Below are 17,223 nucleotides of genomic sequence, written 5' to 3'. Positions count from 1 at the left end.
TGCGGAGGCGGTCAGACCGGCAGCGGAGCGGGCTCCGGCTCGGGTAGCGAGCGCGACGGCGGGACGACGAACTTGTAGCCCACCTGGCGGACGGTGCCGATCATCGACTCGTACTCCGAGCCGAGCTTGGCGCGCAGCCGCCGCACGTGCACGTCCACCGTCCGGGTGCCGCCGAAGTAGTCGTAGCCCCAGACCTCACGCAGCAACTGGTCCCGGGTGAACACCCGACCCGGGTGCTGGGCCAGGAACTTCAACAGCTCGAACTCCTTGTACGTGAGGTCGAGCGGCCGGCCCTTCAGCTTGGCGGCGTACGTGTCCGGGTCGATGTTCAGCTCGCCGGCCCGGATCGAGCCGCCGGCGCCGGCGGTGGCGTTGCTGAGCCGGCCCACCGCGAGCCGCAGCCGCGCCTCCACCTCGGCCGGCCCGGCGCCGGCCAGGATCACGTCGTCGACGCCCCAGTCCGCGTTCAGCGCGATCAGGCCCGCCTCGGTGACGACCGCGACGAGCGGTACGCCGAGCCCGGTGGCGTGCAGCATCCGGCAGGTGGCCCGCGCCTCGCTCAGCTCGGAACGGGCGTCCACCAGGACGGCGTCCGGCGTCGGGCCGGAGACCAGCGTGCGGACGTCACGGGGTGCGGTGCGGACCGAGTGGGGCAGCAGGTCGAGTGCCGGCAACACCGCCGACGGCTCACCGGCCCGCGCGGTCACGAGCAGCAGGAGCTCCACGATCACCTCCGTCCCGGCGGCCTTCCGGCCGCGCGCGACCAGCGACACGCCCGGCTACGGGCGGCACTGTGAACTTGCGTGGGTCCCGGCGTCGTCGACGGGCGGGTAACGGCCTGAGCGTAACCGATGGACCGGGCGTCACCTTCGCGCGATTTACCGTTTGCCCTTTCTGCCCTCGATCGCGGCGCAGGTTTTAACGTCGCTGAAACCGGGACCTCCGCCGAGCCGCCCGGGTCTGGCACGATCGGGGCGTGTTTCCCTCCACCTCGCGCGACACCGGCCGTGACCCGTGGACCGACGAGCCGCCCACCGGCGCGTCGGCCCCCGCCCGTGGCTACCCGCCCGCCCCGCGCACCGGCCCCGCGGACGAGGAGGGCGACCGGCCGGAACGCAAGGGCCCGCGCCGGCTGCGTAAGGGCGGGCCCGGCCGGCGTCCCGACGACGAGTCGGACGAGGAACCCGAGGAGGAGGTGCCGCCGGTCCCGGTCCGCCGCCCGCTGGCGCTCACCGTGGCCGGCTTCGCCGCGCTGCTCGGCGTCGGCCTGGTGCTCGGCGCGCAGACCTCGGGCCCGGGGCACCGGCTGCCGTTCGCCGCGATCATCTTCGGTGTCCAGCTGCTGTTCGTGCTGGCCTGGACGATGGCCATGCGGCCGCCCGCGCTGCTCGTGGTCGCGCTCGTCAGCGCCGCGACGGCGGTGATCGCCGACGTCGCCGCCGTGCGGTCGGACATCGCCGGCCTGGCCCCGCTCGGCTACGCCGCCGCAGCCGGGTTCCTGCTCGCCGTGCTGGGGCAGCTCGTGCGGCGGGTGGACCGGGTCCGGGTGACCGACTCGCTCGGCGGCACCCTGCTCATCGTGGTCGGCGTGGTCTCCTTCGCCACGCTCGTCGTGCTCAGCCGGATCCCCAAGGGCACCCAGGCGATCACGGTCTGCCTCACCGCCGCCGGGGTGGCGTTGCTCGTCGCCCGGCTCACCGACGCGGTCGCGCCGTGGCCCCGGCTCGCCCCGCAGGTGCCACGCGGCGCGGCCGGCGTGGTCGTCGGCGCCATGCTCGGCACGCTCACCAGCGCCGTGCTCGGCAGTTACCTGGTCGGTTTCACCCCGACCAGCGCCGCCCTGGTCGGGGTGGTCAGCGCGGCCACCGCCGTCCTGGCCGACCTCGCCGTGGGGTACGCCGAGGCGGGCCGGCTGATGGCCGGTGAACCGCCGACGATGTGGGTGGCCCGGCACATGCAGGGGCCGCTGGGCGGGTTCGCGCTGGCCGCGCCCGCCGCGTACGCCATGTGCGTGCTGTTCCTGTGACGCGGTTGGGGAGGATTCGCCTCGGGTAAGTACGGTTGCGCCGCGAGGCGCGGTGACGGCGGCGAGGACGGGAGGCGGCGTGGCAGAGGCGTATCCGGCGGAGGGTCGACCCCGGCGACGGGGCCGGAAGGTGCTGATCGGCTTCCTCGTCCTGCTGCTGGTGCTGGCCGGGCTGCTCGTGGTCGCCGACCGGGTCGCCGCCGGAGTGGCCGAGCGCGCCATCGCCGACCAGGTCCGGCAGGAGATCGCCAAGCAGGACGCGCAGTCCGCCGCGCCGCAGGTCGAGGTGGGTGGCTTCCCGTTCCTCACCCAGGTGCTCGACGGCCGGTACGAGCGCATCTCGATCCAGCTCACCGACGTACGCGGTGACGTGCAGGGCGACGCCGTCGAGGTGCCGAAGCTGGACGTGGATGCGCGCAACGTGACCGCCTCGCTGGACACGCTGCGCTCCGGCCGGGGCGACGTGGTGGCCGAGAGCGTGGACGGGCGGGGCACCGTCACCTACGACAGCCTGGCCAAGCTGCTGGACCGTCCCGGGCTGACGCTGGGCGAGCGCAACGGCAAGCTCGCCGTCACCGCCCCGGTGGACGTCCTCGGCATCAAGCTCACCGTCAACGGCACCGCCGACGTCACGGTGGCCGGCAACAAGGTGGCGCTGCGCTTCAACGACCTCACCGCGGACGGCCTGCCGAACGTGCCGCTGGCGCGGGCCGCGCTGACCCGGTACGCGCAGGGCATCTCGATCGACGTGCCGCTGCCGGAGCTGCCGTTCCAGCTCAACCTGCGCAAGGTGGAGCCGAAGCCGGAGGGCCTGGTGGTCACGGCGGACGCGGCGAACGTGCCCATCAACTCCGCGGGCTGAGAGCCGCACGCGGCCGGTCCGGGGAGCGGGCCGGCCGTCCCGGATGCTGGTCGGCCTGGTGGCACCTGTCGCCTCGGCTGGTAATCTCCCTGCCCATGGGGACCCACCTCACCAAACGGCGCGCGGTCGACCTGTGCCGCGTGGCCACCTGCCTGTGTCGCCCCGTCATCTGACGGCGGGGCTGTCTCCGGCCGCCTGAACGGCGGCCACCAGGGTCCACGAACCTTTCCCGGTTCCCCCCTCCTCAACGCCCGGCAGCGGCGCCGTCGCACGTACCCGTGATCCGTTCCTAGCTCAGGGTCCGCGTGTGGTGCGACAACCATCGACATCGATCTCCACGCGCAGGCTCACCAAACCATCCTCACCAGGGAGTGATCTGATGAGTCGCGACACCGCACTCGTCTCGGCCGAGTGGGCCGAGAAGAACCTCGGCGCCCCGGGCGTCGTCTTCGTCGAGGTCGACGAGGACACCTCGGCCTACGACACCGGGCACATCGCCGGCGCCGTCAAGCTCGACTGGCGCACCGACCTGCAGGACCAGATCCGCCGGGACTTCGTCAACAAGACCCAGTTCGAGGCGCTGCTGTCCGACCGGGGCATCGCCAACGACGACACCGTGATCCTGTACGGCGGCAACAACAACTGGTTCGCCGCGTACGCGTACTGGTACTTCAAGCTCTACGGCCACGGCGACGTCAAGCTGCTCGACGGCGGCCGCAAGAAGTGGGAGCTGGACGCCCGTCCGCTCGTCACCGACGTGGTGGAGCGGCCGAAGACGCAGTACGTCGCGCAGGAGCCGGACACCTCGATCCGCGCGTTCCGCGACGAGGTGGTCGACGCGATCGGCACCAAGAACCTGGTCGACGTGCGCAGCCCCGACGAGTACGCGGGCCGCCTGCTCGCCCCCGCCCACCTGCCGCAGGAGCAGGCGCAGCGGGCCGGCCACATCCCGACCGCGATCAGCGTCCCGTGGTCCAAGGCGGCGAACGAGGACGGCACGTTCAAGTCCGACGACGAGCTGCGCAAGATCTACGCCGACGCCGGGCTGGACGACGGCAAGGAGACGATCGCGTACTGCCGGATCGGCGAGCGCTCCTCGCACAGCTGGTTCGTGCTCCAGGAGCTGCTCGGGCACCGCAACGTGAAGAACTACGACGGTTCCTGGACCGAGTACGGCTCGCTCGTCGGCGTGCCGGTGGCGCTCGGCGACGAGCCGGGGGAGGCCTGATGACCGCCGCCTCCGCCGCCTCGACGGCTGCCGCCGGCTGCGCCGCGCCGGACCAGTCCGCCCCCCTCCCGGCGAGCCTGGACCTGGAGAAGGAGACCGTCATCACCGGCCGCGTGCTGGCCGAGTCCGGTGAGGTCGTGCCGGGCGCGTACGTGCGCCTGCTCGACTCGACAGGCGAGTTCACCGCCGAGGTGGTGACGTCGGCGGCCGGGCAGTTCCGGTTCTTCGCCGCGCCGGGCTCGTGGACGCTGCGGGCGCTGTCCCGCCACGGCAACGGCGACACCGCCGTTGCCGCGGCCCGCGGGATCAACGAGGTGACCGTCTCGGTCGCCGCCTGACCCACGCTGGAGATCGTGGCCCGCCACCCAACCCGGTGGCGGGCCACGAGCCGTTCCGGCGACTGTGCGCCTCGACAGTGGCTGGCAGGCTGGACGGCGGTGCGCCCCGGACGCGCCGGAGGGGGATCAGGTGCCCGACGACGCCGCTGCCCACGCCCGCCGCTATCTGATCGATTTCATCGACGGCAACCGGGGCGAGGAGATCGCCCGCGAACTCCAGCGCGCCGACGGGTCCAGCCGGTCGCGCCCGTTCGACGTTTCGGTGGCCAGCCTCGACACCGACCTGTCCTTCCTGACCAAGCGGGCCACGCTCGTCACGGCCAAGCTGGTCCTCTCCCAGCCGGGCGGCGAGCGCTGCTATCTGGCCCACCGGGAGATCTGCAAAAGGTGCGGCAAGGATCCGGATCACTGCGACCCGCGCTGCCGGTACGAGGACATCCGGATCGACGAGCTCTACGCCGAATGCGACGACCTGGACCGCCTCGGCGCGTACCTGCGGGACTGCGCGCCGCTGCTGGAGCTGGGTCAGCTCGTCTACTTCCCGCAGACCTTCCGCCGCAGCCACCTGGAGTCGCGCGCGCCGGACGCCCAGTCCACCTCCTCGCTGTTCGACACATCGGGCCGGATCGAGCTGGGCGACAACCCGGACCGCACGCTCGACCTGATCGTCAAAGGGCACCGGGTCGTCGACGTGCCGAGCGGGGATCCGGTGAAGGCTCGACTGGTCACCCCGCTGCTCCAGCTCGATCTGCCGATGCTGGAGGGCACCTCGCTGCGGGACTACTGCGCCATCCTGACCCAGGAGAGCGACGCGCTCGCCGCGACCCAGGCGTACCTGCGGGGCCGGATGCTGGAGGTCGACACCGATCCGGATCGGGCGCTGGTGCAGCTCGCGAAGCTCGACGCGGAGATCCAGGAGGGGGTGCGGGCGGCCCGGGCCGAGGTCGCCCGGGTGTCCCGGCGCTCGGCCGTACAGGCCGCCGGCGCGGCGGTGGCGACGGTCGCGGCGACCCTGGTGGCGGTCGAGGGCACGCATCTGGCCCCGGTACTCGGCATGCTGGGCGCGGGCGGCTTCTTCTCCGCTGTGCTCGCCGCCGACCAGTACGCCGACCGTCGCGGCGAGCTGCGGCAGCGTCCCTTCTACCTGCTGTGGCTGCTGTCCCGCCGGTCGGTGCCGGTCTGAGCGAGGGTGCCGAGGCGCGGCCGGGCGCCTCGCGGACACGTGACACCATTGCCGGGTGACTGCCGTCGAGACGGGTTACGCCCCGCCCACCCCGCCCGGCCGGCCCGGCCCCGGTGGCCGACGCCGGCTGCGCTGGCTGGCGGTCGCCACCGTGGCGTGGGCCGTGCTGCTCGCCGGTCTGACCTGGTGGTCGGTACGCACCGACGCGCCGACGGTCAAGGAGCAGCGCTCGCTGGACCAGGCCGGCCCGGTGGTGGACCGCGCGATCGGTGAACTGACCGCCGCGGCCGGCACCGCCGGCGTACCGGCGCTCCTGCCCGACCGCCTGGAGCGCGGCTGCCGGATCACGCCGATGGACGACGGCGCGACGCTGGAGCGCGGCGTCGAGGTGGCGATCGGCGGCGGCGACGTCCGCGAGGTGCTGCGCGGCATCGCCGACCGGCTGCCGCCGGGCTGGCGGGCCGGCGTGTCGACGCTCGACGGTGAGCCGCTGCTGCGCGCCGACGCGGGCGAGTTCGTCACGGTCGAGGGCCGGGCCGGTGGCCCGGGCCGGGTGCTGCTCACCGCCGACACCGGCTGCCGCCCGGCGGGCTCCGGCTACCTGGCCCCGTCCGCCGACGCCGACGCCGAGTCGGCCGTGCTGGCGTCGGCGCTGGGCCGCTGGGGCGGCGCGACCGGGCCGGTCCAGGTGCTGGCCGCGCCCTGCCCGGGTGGCGGGACCGTCCGCACGGCCCGGTCCGAGGCCGCAGTGCCGGCCGACCGGTCGCTGTCCGCCGCGTTCGGCGCCGGCGCCGCGCCGGTGGTGGACTCGGCCGACGCGTACGCACGCCCGGGCGACCCGGCGGTGCTGGCGCTGCGGGCCGGTGAGCGGGTCCGGGTCGCCGTCACCGCGTCCTGCCCTGCCTGACGTCAGCCGCCGGGCAGGGTCAGCGCCGGGGGCGACGGCTGTTCGGAGTGCGGCTCCCGGCTGCGGCCCAGCGCGTCCACCCGCCCCCAGCGGCCCGGGATGTCGAGCAGTTCCACCCGGCCCATGCCGGGCGGTACGGCCGGGTCGATGATCAGGTGCTCGCCCTGCGGTTCCAGTCCCAGGATCACCCGGAGCACCAGCAGCGGCGTGCCGGCGGACCACGCCTGCGGGCTGCACGCGGTGGGGTACTCCACCGGATAGTCGGTGAGGGCGCGTTCGTAGCCGGCGAACACCTCGGGCAGCCGCCCGTCGAAGTAGTGCGAAGCGCTGAGCAGGGCGTCGCAGATCCGGCCGGCCTCCTGCCGGAAGCCGTACCGCCACAGGCCCCAGGCGATGATCGAGTTGTCGAACGGCCACACCGTGCCGACGTGGTAGCCGACCGGGTTGTACCGGCCCTGGTCGTCGGCGAGTGTGCGTACGCCCCACCCGGAGAACAGGCGCGGGCCGAGCAGGTGGGCGGCGACCGCCGGGGCCCGTTCCTCGTCGACGATGCCGCTCCACAGCAGGTGGCCGATGTTGGAGGTGAGCGCGTCCACCTGCCGGCCCAGCGGGTCGAGCGCCAACGCGTAGTACTCCCGGTCCGGGATCCAGAAGTCGCGGTTGAACCGTTCCTTCAGCGCCGCCGCCTCGTGCTCCAGCCGGTCGGCGTACGTCGGGTCGTTCCAGTGGGTGCGGGCCAGACGGGCGCCGCGCAGCTTCGCGTCGTACGCGTACCCCTGAAGTTCGCACGTGGCCCGGGGGAACTCGGGCATCCGCCCGTCGGCGTAGGAGATGGCGTCCGGCGAGTCCTTCCAGCACTGGTTCGGCAGCCCGGTCTCCGGATTGCGGGACATGTACCAGACGTAGCCGGTGCCGAGCAGGTCGCCGTACGTGTCCAGCCAGGTCAGCGCCGCCCGCGTCTCGTGTTCCAGCTTGCGCACCAGGTCGGCGTCACCGGTCCACCGCTCGTACTCGTCGAGCAGGATCACGAACAGCGCCGTGGTGTCGGCGGCGCCGTAGTACGGCGAGTGCGGCTGCTCCTCGAACCCGGCGCTCTCGCCGTAGCGCAGCTCGTGCAGGATCTTGCCGGGTTCCTCGTCCCGGAAGTCGTCGACCCGGCTGCCCTGAAGGCCGGCGAGCATGACGATCGTGGGCTTGACCAGCTCGGGCAGGAACGGCAGCACCTGGAGCGAGGTGAAGATGCTGTCCCGGCCGAACAGCGTCATGAACCAGGGCAGGCCGGCGGCGAGCAGCCGGACGCCGAGCGTGATCGACTCGTACCGGAGAGCGGCCAGGTCGTTGAGGCTGCGCCGATAAGCTCCGGCCAGCGGCTCGCAGTCGCAGCCCAGCTTCGGCGCGCGGCTGATCAGGGCGCTCTGTTCCGCCTCGATCTCGACCGCCGTGCGCTGGCCGCCCAGCGGCAGGATGGCCCGGACGTCCTCGCCCCGTGCCCCGTAGATGACCGTGTCGACGTGCAACCGGGTGGTCCACTCGCCGTGCGGGCCGACCCGCATCCGGAACGTCATCCCGCTCTCGTCGACCTCGGCCGGCGCGCTGCTGGTCACCAGCGTCTCGCGGTGGAACGCCGCCCGGCGGTAGGTCAGCCGCAGGCCGTTCCTCTCCACCGTGGGCGTGGTGTGTCCCTCCTTGCCCCGCTGATTCTTGATCTCCAGCAGGTCGGCGAAGTCGGAGCCGATGTCCAGCCGGAGGTGGAACTCCATCTCCTGCTCGGAGTGGTTGAGCACTGTCAGTTCCTCGTCCAGGCCGCCGCCGATCGCGCGGCTGCGGATCACCGAGACCTTCGCGTCCAGGTAGTGCGTCGGCTCGCCGGGGACCAGGAAGAACCGCGTCTTGTACGACAGCGAGTCGTCGATGGAGAGCGCGTGCAGAGGTTCCCCGTCGAGGGTGAGGATCCAGGTGGACAGGAACCGGGTGTCGAAGGAGAACAACCCGGTGGGGAAGTCGTACGACGGCTGGATGTTGCCGCGATCGTCGCTGACCAGGAATGTGTTGCCGTCGAGGATGCTGACCCGGTCTTTCACACCAGCCGCCGGACGTGGTCGCGGGCGGCGTCCCGCGGATCCCGTACGTCGGGCCGGGTCGGCAGGAACCGGCGGAACGCCAGGAACAGCACGACGTGCCCGCTGAACGTGGCCTCGTTGCGCAGCACCGCGGCCATGCCGGCCTCCCGGCCGGTGACCAGTTTCTCGAACAGATCGGTGGAGAGGGTGAGCACGGCGTCGGCCTGCCCCTGCTCCTCCCGGCTCACCTGGGCCGATCCGGGTGCCAGTCGCACATACCAGTGTTCGGTACGGTTGCCGTCGGCCAGGTCGATCTGGAGCGTGCCGCCGATCGGGCTGTTCAGCACCGATGCGGCGCGCGCCGGTAGCGACGCGAAGAACTGTTGGATCGCCTCACTCACGTTCACATGGTAGGCGTAATCCGGACATGTCGGGCCAGGATCGGCTCACCGGTCAGAGTGGACGACCCGGGCGGGCCCGCTCAGTAGACGAGCGCCTGCGCGCCCTCGGCCATCGCCTCCTCGACGAACACCGCGGCGCCCGCGATGCGTACGCCGGGGATGACGTCGCCCGGTCCGATGTCCCGCCGGGCCGCGCACTGGGTGCACGCGGTCACCCGGCCCGTGGTCAGGACCACGTGCAGCAGTTCACCGAGCGGCGCCGAGTGCGGCAGCTCGAACGTCTCCGCCCGCCCGGGCAGTGCGAACCAGGTGGATTCACCGGTGAGCCAGAGCGACACGTCCACCCCGGCTGCGGCTGCGGTGGAGGCGACTGTGAACGCCTGGGCGCAGCGTTCCGGTGAGTCCGCGCCGGCGGTGGCCTTGACGACGAGAGTGCGCGCCATGACGCCAGCATAGGATGGTCCGGATGGTTACCGAGATCGGGTTCGTCAGCCTGCTGGTCGCCGGCCTGGGCGCGCTCGCCGGTGGCCTGGTCTATGTCGCAGTGCGAATCGCTAGAGGTAAATGGTGAGCGCGAGGAGAGAGCCGGTTTTGCGAGCCCCGCAGTCGCGAACGAAGGTGGCGCTGTGAATAGTGAGAATCCGCTTCAGCCGCCGTGGTTGAACGCGCCGCCGGTCGAGGAGTACCCGTACGAGGAGAGCCACGACCTGCGCGTCGGCCCGAAGCTGCACCCGAGCCTGGACGGCCTGCTGCCGTACATCGGGGTGTGGCGCGGCCGGGGCCGGGGTGGGTTCCCGACGATCGAGGACTTCGACTACGCGCAGGAGATCCGGATCAGCCACGACGGCAGGCCGTTCCTGTTCTACGAGTCGCGGGCGTGGATCCTCGACGAGCAGAGCCGTCCGGTCCGTCCCGCCGGTCGTGAGGTGGGCTGGTGGCGTCCGGTGCTCGACGGTGAGCGGGTGACGGACGAGCTGGAGGCGCTGATGACCACGCCGACCGGCGTGATGGAGCTGCACATCGGCAAGCGCAAGGGCACTCAGATCGAGTTCGCCACCGACGCCGTCGTGCGTACCGCCACGGCGAAGGAGGTCACCGCCGGAGCCCGGCTGTTCGGCATCGTCGAGGGCGCCCTGCTCTACGCGCAGGAGATGGCCGCGGTGGGTCAGCCCCTGAGCCCGCACCTCTCCGCCCGCCTCACCCGCGTAGCCGGCTGACCCCGCCCCTGACCCCTCCCCTGCGTGTGATCGCGTCGATCATGAGGTTGGCGGCGACAAATCGGACAACGAACGCCGCCAACTTCATGATCCACCGAGTGGGGGACGGGGGAAGTTCAGGAGAGATTGCAGCCTCGGGGTCAGGGGGGAACCCGGGCGAGGGGTTCCGTCCAGGGACGTGACCTCCACCGGGCCGCGCAGCGAGCTGGTCAGCCAGATCGCCTCGGCCTCGTGCAGGTCGGCCGCCGTGGGCAGGTGCTCGGCCGGGGTCAGGCCCAGCTCGGCCGCCCGGCTCAGCAGGTGGTGGGCGGTCACGCCGGGCAGCACGCCGGTCTCCGCCGCCGGGACCGTGCAGAGCGTGCCGCCGCGCAGCCACACCACGTTCGCGGTGGGGCCCTCCAGCACGTAGCCGTCGGTCGAGACCCAGAGCACGTCGTCCACGCCGGTCCGCTGCGCCCAGCGCCGGGCGGCGGTGCTGAGCGCGTACGAGGTGGACTTCACACCGCTGGGCAGCCACCCCAGCTCAGGGCGGGACCGGGCGGCCACCCCGAGCGGCAGCGTGGCCACAGTCACCCCGGTGCGCCGGGCCGCCCGGGCGGACTCCGGCACCTCGCCCAGCGTGGCGTACACCGTGGGCGGCCCGCCGCCCTCCGGTCCCCGCGTGCAGACCAGCCGCAACGCGCCCTCGGTCCAGGCGGGCCAGCCGGCGCGCACCTCGTCCAGCAGCTCGACGAGTGCGGCATCGGGGGGCAGTGGCAGGTCGATCGCCGCCGCGCCGGCCCGCAGCCGGGCCAGGTGCGGCTCCAGCAGCCAGGGGCGGCCGTCGCGCAGGTGCAGCGTCTCGAACAGGCCGTCGCCGTGCAGGACACCCCGGTCGTCGCCGCGCAGCACCGGCTCACCCGCCGGTACGAGTCCCCGGCTGAGCACCGCCACCCGTGTCGTACCCATTGGCGCAGCGTAGTGGCGTACCCCCGGCGGCGGGCCGGCCCGCGCGGCGGCCGAACTATGATCGAACGGTGTCCGAATCCTCCCTCGCGGAAATGCTCCGCTCGCGCGGGCTGCGGCTGACGGCGCAGCGGCAGCTGGTGCTCCAGGCCGTCCTGGATCTGGGGCACGCCACCCCGGAGCAGGTGCACACCGCGGTCCGTGAGGTGGCGGCCGGCGTCAACATCACCACCATCTACCGCACTCTCGAGCTACTGGAACGGCTCGGCCTGGTCACGCACACGCACCTGTCGCACGGCTCGCCGACCTACCACGCGGCCGGCGAGCACCAGCACGTGCACCTGGTGTGCCGGGAGTGCGGGGCGATCGACGAGATCGCCCCGGAGATGCTCCGCCCGCTCGCCGACCAGCTGGCCGAGCAGCGCGGCTTCCAGGTCGACATCGGGCACGTCGCGCTCTTCGGGGTCTGCGGCCGCTGCGCACAGGACGGGGAACGCACATGATCGACATCGCGGGCGCGGTGACCACCGACGCCATCGACGACCAGACCCGGGACCAGCCGGAACCGGCCCACCGGGCGGCGGGCGTCGGCCCGGTGGCCGCCCACTACGGCGACCCGATGCGCGAGCAGCGGCTCCTGGCCACCGGTGTGGGCCTGGTCGACCGCTCCCACCGGGGCGTGGTCGCGGTCCCCGGCGAGGAACGGATCAGCTGGCTGCACACGCTCACCAGCCAGCACCTGGCCGCGCTGGCCCCCTGGCAGGGCACCGAGCTGCTGGTGCTCTCCCCGCACGGGCACGTCGAGCAGCACGCGATGGTCGCCGACGACGGCGAGACCACCTGGCTGGACACCGAGCCGGGGATGACCGAGGGCCTGCTGTCATACCTGGAGAAGATGCGGTTCTTCAGCAGGGTCGACCCGCGCGACGCCACCGCCGACCACGCGCTGCTGTCGCTGGTCGGGCCGGAGGCGCAGGGCGCGCTCGACACGCTCGGCGTGACCGGGCTGGCCGCGCCCGACGTCGCAGCGGTGCCGGGTCCGAAGTTCCGTTCCGGCGAGCTGCCCGCGCGGCCCTCCGTGGTGTACGACGTCAAGCCGCTCCCGGTCGGCGGCTGGGCCCGGCGGGTGGCGCTCGGCGTCGACCTGCTCGTGCCCCGGGCCGCTATGGACGCGGTGGTGGCCGAGCTGCGCGGTGCCGGGGTGCCGGTGGCCGGGCTGTGGGCGTACGAGGCGATCCGGGTGGCCGCCAAGCGGGCCCGGGCCGGGGTGGACACCGACCACCGGACCATCCCGGCCGAGGTGGACCTGATCGCCCCGGCCGTGCACCTGGACAAGGGCTGCTACCGGGGGCAGGAGACGGTCGCCCGGGTGCACAACCTCGGCAAGCCGCCCCGCCGGCTCGTCCTGCTGCACCTGGACGGCGTGGCGAGCGACCAGCCGCCGGTCGCCGGTACGCCGGTGACGCTCGACGGCCGGACGGTCGGCTTCGTGGGCACCGCCGTGCAGCACTTCGAGCTGGGTCAGGTGGCGCTCGCCGTGCTGAAGCGCAACACGCCCGACGACGCTCGCCTGCTCGTCGGCGAGAGCGCCGCCGCCATCGACGGGTAAGGAAGGGCCCCTTCGTAACGCCCTCGGTGACGGAAGGATCCCTTCATGGCGCCGCTCGCACCGGAAATTCTGCGGTCGACCCGGTGCCGGGTGCCGGTCTAGGATCCGGGGCATGACGACAGGGACGTTGATCACGGTTGCCCCCACCGGCGCGGAGTCGGCGAAGGCGGAGGTGCCGGCGCTGCCGGTGACGCTCGACGAGCTGCTGCTGACCGCCAAGGAGTGCGAGGCGCTCGGCGCCGCCGTGATCCACGTCCACATCCGCGACGACGACGCGCGGCCCACGCTCGACCAGGGGCGGCTGCGCGACACGGTGACGGCGCTGCGGGAGAGCACCGACCTGATCGTGCAGCTCTCCTCCGGCGGCGCGGTGACAGACCCGGAGTCGGCCCGGCTGGCGGTGCTCGACGCCGCGCCGGACATGGCCTCCTGCACCATGGGCACCGTCAACTTCGGCGACGACGTGTTCCTCAACCGGTGGGAGTTCATCGTCGACCTGCACACCCGGATGCAGGAGCGGGGCGTCGTCCCCGAGTACGAGATCTTCGACCTGGGCCACCTCACCGCTCTGCAGCGGCTGCTCGGCAAGTACGGCCTGCCGCACGGCGGGCACGTGCACGTCGACTTCGTGATGGGCGTGCCGGGTGGCATGCCCGGCACCACGGCGACCCTTGTGGCGGCCCAGCAGATGCTCCGCGACCTGCCCGAGGGCACCACGTTCTCGGCCACCGGCATCGGGCGCAGCACCATCCCGGTGATGCTGGCCTCGCTGTCGACCGGTGGTCACCTGCGGGTCGGCATGGAGGACACGGTCACGTACGCCAAGGGCCGCCCGGTGGAGTCCAACATGCAGCTCGTCGCGCGGGCGGTGGGCTTCGCCCAGCTCGCCCAGCGGCCTCCGCTGACCACCGCCGAGGCCCGTACGCTGCTCGGCCTCCCGGCTACCGTCCGGTAAGCGGCGCACCCGGCTCCGGCCCCGTACCGCCCCGGTCGACGTCGCAGGTCACCCCGCCGCCGACCGGGTCCGTCTGCTCGGTACCGTCCATACCGTGGGAAAAACGTACGAGGGCGGCGTGCCGCTCGCCGAGGTGGTCCGGTCCGGCTTCGTGGAGGGCGTCCACCGGGGTTCCGTGGTGGTGCTCGACGCCGCCGGTGAGCCGGTCGCCGGGGCCGGTGACGTCACCTCGCCGATCTTCCCCCGCTCGTCGAGCAAGCCGATGCAGGCGATCGGCATGCTGCGGGCCGGCCTGCCGTTCACCGATCCGGCCGACATCGCGCTCGTCGCGGCCAGCCACGCCGGCGAGGAGTTCCACGTCGAGCGGGTGACCGCGCTGCTGCGCGACGCCGGCCTGACCGAGGAGGCGTTGCACTGCCCGCCGGACCTGCCGTTCGGCGAGGCCGCCCGGGAGGCGGTGCTGCGGGCCGGCGGCGGTCCGGCCCGGGTGCTGATGAACTGCTCCGGCAAGCACGCCGGCATGGTGCGTACCTGCCTGGCGGCGGGCTGGCCGCTGGACGGCTACTGGCAGCCGGAGCACCCGCTCCAGCAGTGCCTGACCGCGACGATCGAGGAGTTCGCCGGTGAGCGGGCGGCGGCGGTCGGGGTGGACGGCTGCGGCGCGCCGGTGCTCGCCGTCTCGCTGACCGGGCTGGCGCGGGCGTTCCTGCGGCTGGTCGAGGCCGAGCCGGGCACCGTCGAGCGGACGGTGGCGGACGCGATGCGGACGTACCCGGAGTTGGTAGGCGGCACCCAGGCGGAGGACACCCGGCTGATGCGGGGCGTACCCGGTCTGCTCGCCAAGATCGGTGCGGAGGGTGTGATCGCGGCGGCGATCCCGGAGGTCGGCGCCGTGGCTCTGAAGATCGACGACGGCGCCGCGAGGGGCCGCACGCCCGTCCTGGTGTCCGCCCTGGCCCGCCTGGACGTGCGCGCCCCCGTTCTGACCGAGTACGCCGAGTCACCCCTGCTGGGCGGCGGCCTCCCGGTAGGAGCCATCCGCCCTCTCTGGTAACCCGCCCCCGCCCTCCACCCCGGCGATCTTGCACTTGCTGCCCCGGCAAATCGCTCATCCCGGGGCACACCGAGGGCCGCAAGTGCAAGATCAACAGGGCAAAGGGGGAGGTCAGGGGAGGAAGGGCAGGAGGGCGGCGTTGGTCTCGGTGGGGCGCTCCAGGGGGAGCAGGTGGGCCGCGTCGGGGACGTCCGGCATACGTACGCCCTGGGGGGCCTCGTCGGCGATGCGGTCGGCCAGGCGGCGGATGTCGGCCAGGTCGTCGGCGCCGGTGCCGACCAGCACCGGTACGTGCAGCTCGCCCAGCCGGTCGATGGCCGGCGGGTCCAGCTCGCCCACCTCGATCGCGCTCAGCGCCTGCTCGGCGGCGAGCGCGCGGCGGTCCATCTCCTCGGCGAACCGGATGAGCTCCGGGTCGACGTCCTCCGGGCGGCGGGTCGGGCCGACCACCCAGAACCGCACCTCGCCGGCGGCGGTGGCGGCGAAGTCCTCCGGGTCCACGTCGCCGACCAGTTCCTCCCAGAGCTGCTCGGTCTCCTCGGACCACTCGTTGCCGGAGACCGGGGCGCCGAAGAGTGCCAGCGCCGAGACCCGCTCCGGGTGGGCGAGCGCGGTGTCCACCGCGACCCGGCCGCCGAACGAGCAGCCGACGAGAGCGGCCCGCTCGATCCCCAGCGCGTCGAGCAGCCCGACCACGTCGTCGTGGTGGGCGAACGGCGCGGGCGGCAGCTCCGACTCGCCGTAGCCGCGCAGGTCCAGCGCGATCACCCGGTGCCGCTGCGCGAGCGCCGGGATCTGCCCGCGCCACATCCGCCGGTCGGCGATGCCGGCGTGCAGCAGCACCACGGCGGTGCCGGTGCCGCTCTCGTCGTACGCGAGCCGGGCACCGTTGATATCGATCTTGGTCACGGGGGAGAACGGTACGGACCGGACATGGCCTCCGCAACCCGCCTGTGGTGACCCTGCTAACTCTGGCTAGCGTTTTGCTTGCAGGAGTTAGCGGACCGAGCTAGCGTTGAGTCATGGCCACCAGCAAGGACCTTCCCGATGTCGGCGGGTTCATTCGCGACCTGCGGCGCAACGCGAAGATCTCACTGCGCCAGCTCGCCGAGCAGGCGGGCGTCAGCAATCCCTACCTGAGCCAGATCGAGCGCGGGCTGCGCAAGCCGAGTGCCGAGGTGCTCCAGCAGCTCGCCAGCGCGCTTCGTGTCTCCACCCCGGCGATGTACCTGCGTGCCGGGCTGCTGGACGACAAGGAGGGCCAGGGCGTGCTCGCGGCGATCGCCGTCGACCCCGAGCTGACCATGGCCCAGAAGCAGTCGCTCACCCAGATCTACGAGACGTTCCGGCGCGAGAACGCCCGCCTGGCCGAGGCGACCGAGGCGGCCACGACGGCGGAGACGGCCGGCGCGACCGAGCCGGCCGCCGCGCCGCAGGCCCCGGCGACGGTGGCGGCGGCCGCGACCGGTCCGGTCACGCCGGAGGGCACGCCGACCGAAGCGGTCCTCGAATCGGTGGCCGTCACCGAAGCGGGTGCCGCGCCCGCCCCGACCACCGCGCCCGCCCCGACCACCGCGCCCGCCCCGACCACCGCCGCCCCGCAGGACACGACCGCCCGCCGGGCGGCCCGGAAGGCCGCCGGTGCGGCCGAAGAGGAGCAGTCATGACCACCCAGCCGAAGACCAACCGCATCCCCGCACCCCTCTACGCCGCCGCCGGCGCCGGCGAGCTGGCCCTGGAGCAGCTGCGCAAGCTGCCCACCGTGGTCAGCGGCCTCGGCACCCGGGTCGTGACCGACCTCGGCGGCAAGGCCGTCGTCACCGGCTTCGAGCTGCGCCAGAAGGCCACCGAGACGCTGAAGACCGCCAACCAGACCGCCACCGGGCTGCGCGAGCGCGCCGTCGCCACCGACCTCGACCAGCTGCGCGAGGCCGCCAACCTGGAGAAGCTCCGCGAGGCGGCGAACCTGGACAAGCTCCGCGAGGCCGCCACCCGCAACGCCGCCGTCGTGGTGGCCGGGGCGCACGCCGCGCAGGAGCGCGCGCTTGCCGCGTACGCCGAGCTGGTCGCCCGCGGTGAGCGCGTCGTCGGCGCCGGCGTGCTGGAGGCCGCCGACACGGTGAACGCCGACATCGAGGCCACCGCGGCGACCGGCACCGAGGTCGCCCCGAAGACCGAGATCACCGCGAAGCCGGAGACCGCGCCGAAGGCCGCCGCGACGACCGAGGTGCCCACCCCGGCCGAGGTGGCCGAGGCGGTGGCCGCCAAGCCGGCCGCGGTGAAGCGCACCCGCGCCACCAAGGCGACCGCGACCAAGGCCGCCGCCAAGACGACCGCCACCAAGGCGACCAAGCCGGCCACCCCGTCGGCGAAGCTGCCGAAGGCCACGAAGCGGACCCGCCCGGCCGCCGAGTGACCTGATGCTCCACCGGACCCCG

Annotated in this window: 21 protein-coding genes; 15 read left to right on the top strand and 6 right to left on the bottom strand. The window is 73.2% G+C overall.

Going from position 1 to position 17,223, the window contains the following annotated elements; all coding sequences use genetic code 11:
• Positions 1-11: 11 nt before the first annotated feature.
• Positions 12-731 carry a response regulator transcription factor gene (locus tag O7546_RS26245; protein WP_176739763.1) on the bottom strand — a complete coding sequence of 240 codons (720 nt, stop codon included), beginning with the start codon at positions 729-731 and terminating at the stop codon, positions 12-14.
• A gap of 245 nt (positions 732-976) precedes the next feature.
• On the opposite strand from O7546_RS26245, the gene O7546_RS26240 reads away from it, so the two are divergent.
• From O7546_RS26240 to O7546_RS26215, 7 genes are all read left to right on the top strand, one after another.
• Positions 977-2,026 (top strand): hypothetical protein, encoded by a 1,050-nt coding sequence (locus tag O7546_RS26240; RefSeq protein ID WP_194801836.1) that lies wholly within the window; start codon positions 977-979, stop codon positions 2,024-2,026.
• 79 nt (positions 2,027-2,105) lie between these two features.
• Complete coding sequence (locus O7546_RS26235; protein WP_194801835.1) at positions 2,106-2,888, top strand: DUF2993 domain-containing protein; 783 nt, start codon at positions 2,106-2,108, stop codon at positions 2,886-2,888.
• A gap of 95 nt (positions 2,889-2,983) precedes the next feature.
• Positions 2,984-3,061, top strand: coding sequence for an Ms5788A family Cys-rich leader peptide (locus tag O7546_RS30795; RefSeq protein WP_310503780.1), 78 nt, complete (start codon positions 2,984-2,986; stop codon positions 3,059-3,061).
• Between the two features lie 206 nt (positions 3,062-3,267).
• Positions 3,268-4,116 carry a sulfurtransferase gene (locus O7546_RS26230; protein WP_194801834.1) on the top strand — a complete coding sequence of 283 codons (849 nt, stop codon included), beginning with the start codon at positions 3,268-3,270 and terminating at the stop codon, positions 4,114-4,116.
• Positions 4,116-4,454, top strand: a complete 339-nt coding sequence (locus O7546_RS26225) for a DUF1416 domain-containing protein (RefSeq protein ID WP_135242226.1) — start codon at positions 4,116-4,118, stop codon at positions 4,452-4,454. Before O7546_RS26230 ends, O7546_RS26225 begins: the two co-directional genes overlap by 1 nt.
• Positions 4,455-4,584: 130 nt before the next feature.
• Positions 4,585-5,637: a hypothetical protein gene (locus O7546_RS26220; RefSeq protein WP_194801833.1), complete on the top strand. Its 1,053-nt coding sequence runs from the start codon at positions 4,585-4,587 to the stop codon at positions 5,635-5,637.
• A gap of 55 nt (positions 5,638-5,692) precedes the next feature.
• The gene (locus O7546_RS26215) at positions 5,693-6,544 is read left to right on the top strand and encodes a hypothetical protein (RefSeq protein WP_194801832.1); all 852 of its coding nucleotides are present in this window, start codon (positions 5,693-5,695) and stop codon (positions 6,542-6,544) included.
• Between the two features lie 2 nt (positions 6,545-6,546).
• Here the strand turns inward: O7546_RS26215 and O7546_RS26210 are convergent, their stop codons facing one another.
• The 3 genes from O7546_RS26210 to O7546_RS26200 form a co-directional block, all read right to left on the bottom strand.
• The gene (locus O7546_RS26210; protein ID WP_269697728.1) at positions 6,547-8,625 is read right to left on the bottom strand and encodes a glycogen debranching N-terminal domain-containing protein; all 2,079 of its coding nucleotides are present in this window, start codon (positions 8,623-8,625) and stop codon (positions 6,547-6,549) included.
• Positions 8,622-9,011, bottom strand: a complete 390-nt coding sequence (locus O7546_RS26205) for an SCP2 sterol-binding domain-containing protein (protein ID WP_194801830.1) — start codon at positions 9,009-9,011, stop codon at positions 8,622-8,624. The genes O7546_RS26210 and O7546_RS26205 overlap by 4 nt, the downstream gene beginning before the upstream one ends.
• Before the next feature lie 74 nt (positions 9,012-9,085).
• Positions 9,086-9,448 carry a DsrE family protein gene (locus O7546_RS26200; RefSeq protein ID WP_135242222.1) on the bottom strand — a complete coding sequence of 121 codons (363 nt, stop codon included), beginning with the start codon at positions 9,446-9,448 and terminating at the stop codon, positions 9,086-9,088.
• A gap of 23 nt (positions 9,449-9,471) precedes the next feature.
• Between O7546_RS26200 and mtfM the strand changes: the two genes are divergently transcribed.
• The gene (gene mtfM / locus O7546_RS26195; protein WP_013288813.1) at positions 9,472-9,576 is read left to right on the top strand and encodes a small membrane protein MtfM; all 105 of its coding nucleotides are present in this window, start codon (positions 9,472-9,474) and stop codon (positions 9,574-9,576) included.
• A gap of 55 nt (positions 9,577-9,631) precedes the next feature.
• Positions 9,632-10,222, top strand: coding sequence for an FABP family protein (locus O7546_RS26190; RefSeq protein WP_026268511.1), 591 nt, complete (start codon positions 9,632-9,634; stop codon positions 10,220-10,222).
• A gap of 84 nt (positions 10,223-10,306) precedes the next feature.
• Here the strand turns inward: O7546_RS26190 and O7546_RS26185 are convergent, their stop codons facing one another.
• Complete coding sequence (locus O7546_RS26185; RefSeq protein ID WP_269697727.1) at positions 10,307-11,170, bottom strand: aminotransferase class IV; 864 nt, start codon at positions 11,168-11,170, stop codon at positions 10,307-10,309.
• Between the two features lie 92 nt (positions 11,171-11,262).
• Here O7546_RS26185 and O7546_RS26180 point away from each other — a divergent pair, with 92 nt between their 5' ends.
• From O7546_RS26180 to O7546_RS26165, 4 genes are all read left to right on the top strand, one after another.
• Positions 11,263-11,670, top strand: a complete 408-nt coding sequence (locus O7546_RS26180; protein WP_194801998.1) for a Fur family transcriptional regulator — start codon at positions 11,263-11,265, stop codon at positions 11,668-11,670.
• Positions 11,667-12,776 carry a folate-binding protein YgfZ gene (locus O7546_RS26175; RefSeq protein ID WP_194801827.1) on the top strand — a complete coding sequence of 370 codons (1,110 nt, stop codon included), beginning with the start codon at positions 11,667-11,669 and terminating at the stop codon, positions 12,774-12,776. The genes O7546_RS26180 and O7546_RS26175 overlap by 4 nt, the downstream gene beginning before the upstream one ends.
• Before the next feature lie 112 nt (positions 12,777-12,888).
• Positions 12,889-13,731 (top strand): 3-keto-5-aminohexanoate cleavage protein, encoded by an 843-nt coding sequence (locus tag O7546_RS26170; protein WP_194801826.1) that lies wholly within the window; start codon positions 12,889-12,891, stop codon positions 13,729-13,731.
• 73 nt (positions 13,732-13,804) lie between these two features.
• On the top strand, positions 13,805-14,785 hold the full coding sequence (locus O7546_RS26165; RefSeq protein WP_194801997.1) for an asparaginase: 981 nt from the start codon (positions 13,805-13,807) through the stop codon (positions 14,783-14,785).
• 111 nt (positions 14,786-14,896) lie between these two features.
• Here the strand turns inward: O7546_RS26165 and O7546_RS26160 are convergent, their stop codons facing one another.
• The gene (locus tag O7546_RS26160; RefSeq protein ID WP_194801825.1) at positions 14,897-15,694 is read right to left on the bottom strand and encodes an alpha/beta hydrolase; all 798 of its coding nucleotides are present in this window, start codon (positions 15,692-15,694) and stop codon (positions 14,897-14,899) included.
• 113 nt (positions 15,695-15,807) lie between these two features.
• Here O7546_RS26160 and O7546_RS26155 point away from each other — a divergent pair, with 113 nt between their 5' ends.
• Both O7546_RS26155 and O7546_RS26150 read left to right on the top strand, forming a co-directional pair.
• Complete coding sequence (locus O7546_RS26155; RefSeq protein WP_281600132.1) at positions 15,808-16,452, top strand: helix-turn-helix transcriptional regulator; 645 nt, start codon at positions 15,808-15,810, stop codon at positions 16,450-16,452.
• Positions 16,449-17,201 carry a hypothetical protein gene (locus tag O7546_RS26150; protein WP_269697725.1) on the top strand — a complete coding sequence of 251 codons (753 nt, stop codon included), beginning with the start codon at positions 16,449-16,451 and terminating at the stop codon, positions 17,199-17,201. The genes O7546_RS26155 and O7546_RS26150 overlap by 4 nt, the downstream gene beginning before the upstream one ends.
• Positions 17,202-17,223 lie beyond the last annotated feature (22 nt).

This window comes from Micromonospora sp. WMMA1976 (genome assembly GCF_027497335.1).
Classification (GTDB): domain Bacteria; phylum Actinomycetota; class Actinomycetes; order Mycobacteriales; family Micromonosporaceae; genus Micromonospora; species Micromonospora aurantiaca.
Note: the sequence above shows the minus strand (reverse complement) of the source record. Positions and strands in the feature narration are given on the sequence as shown.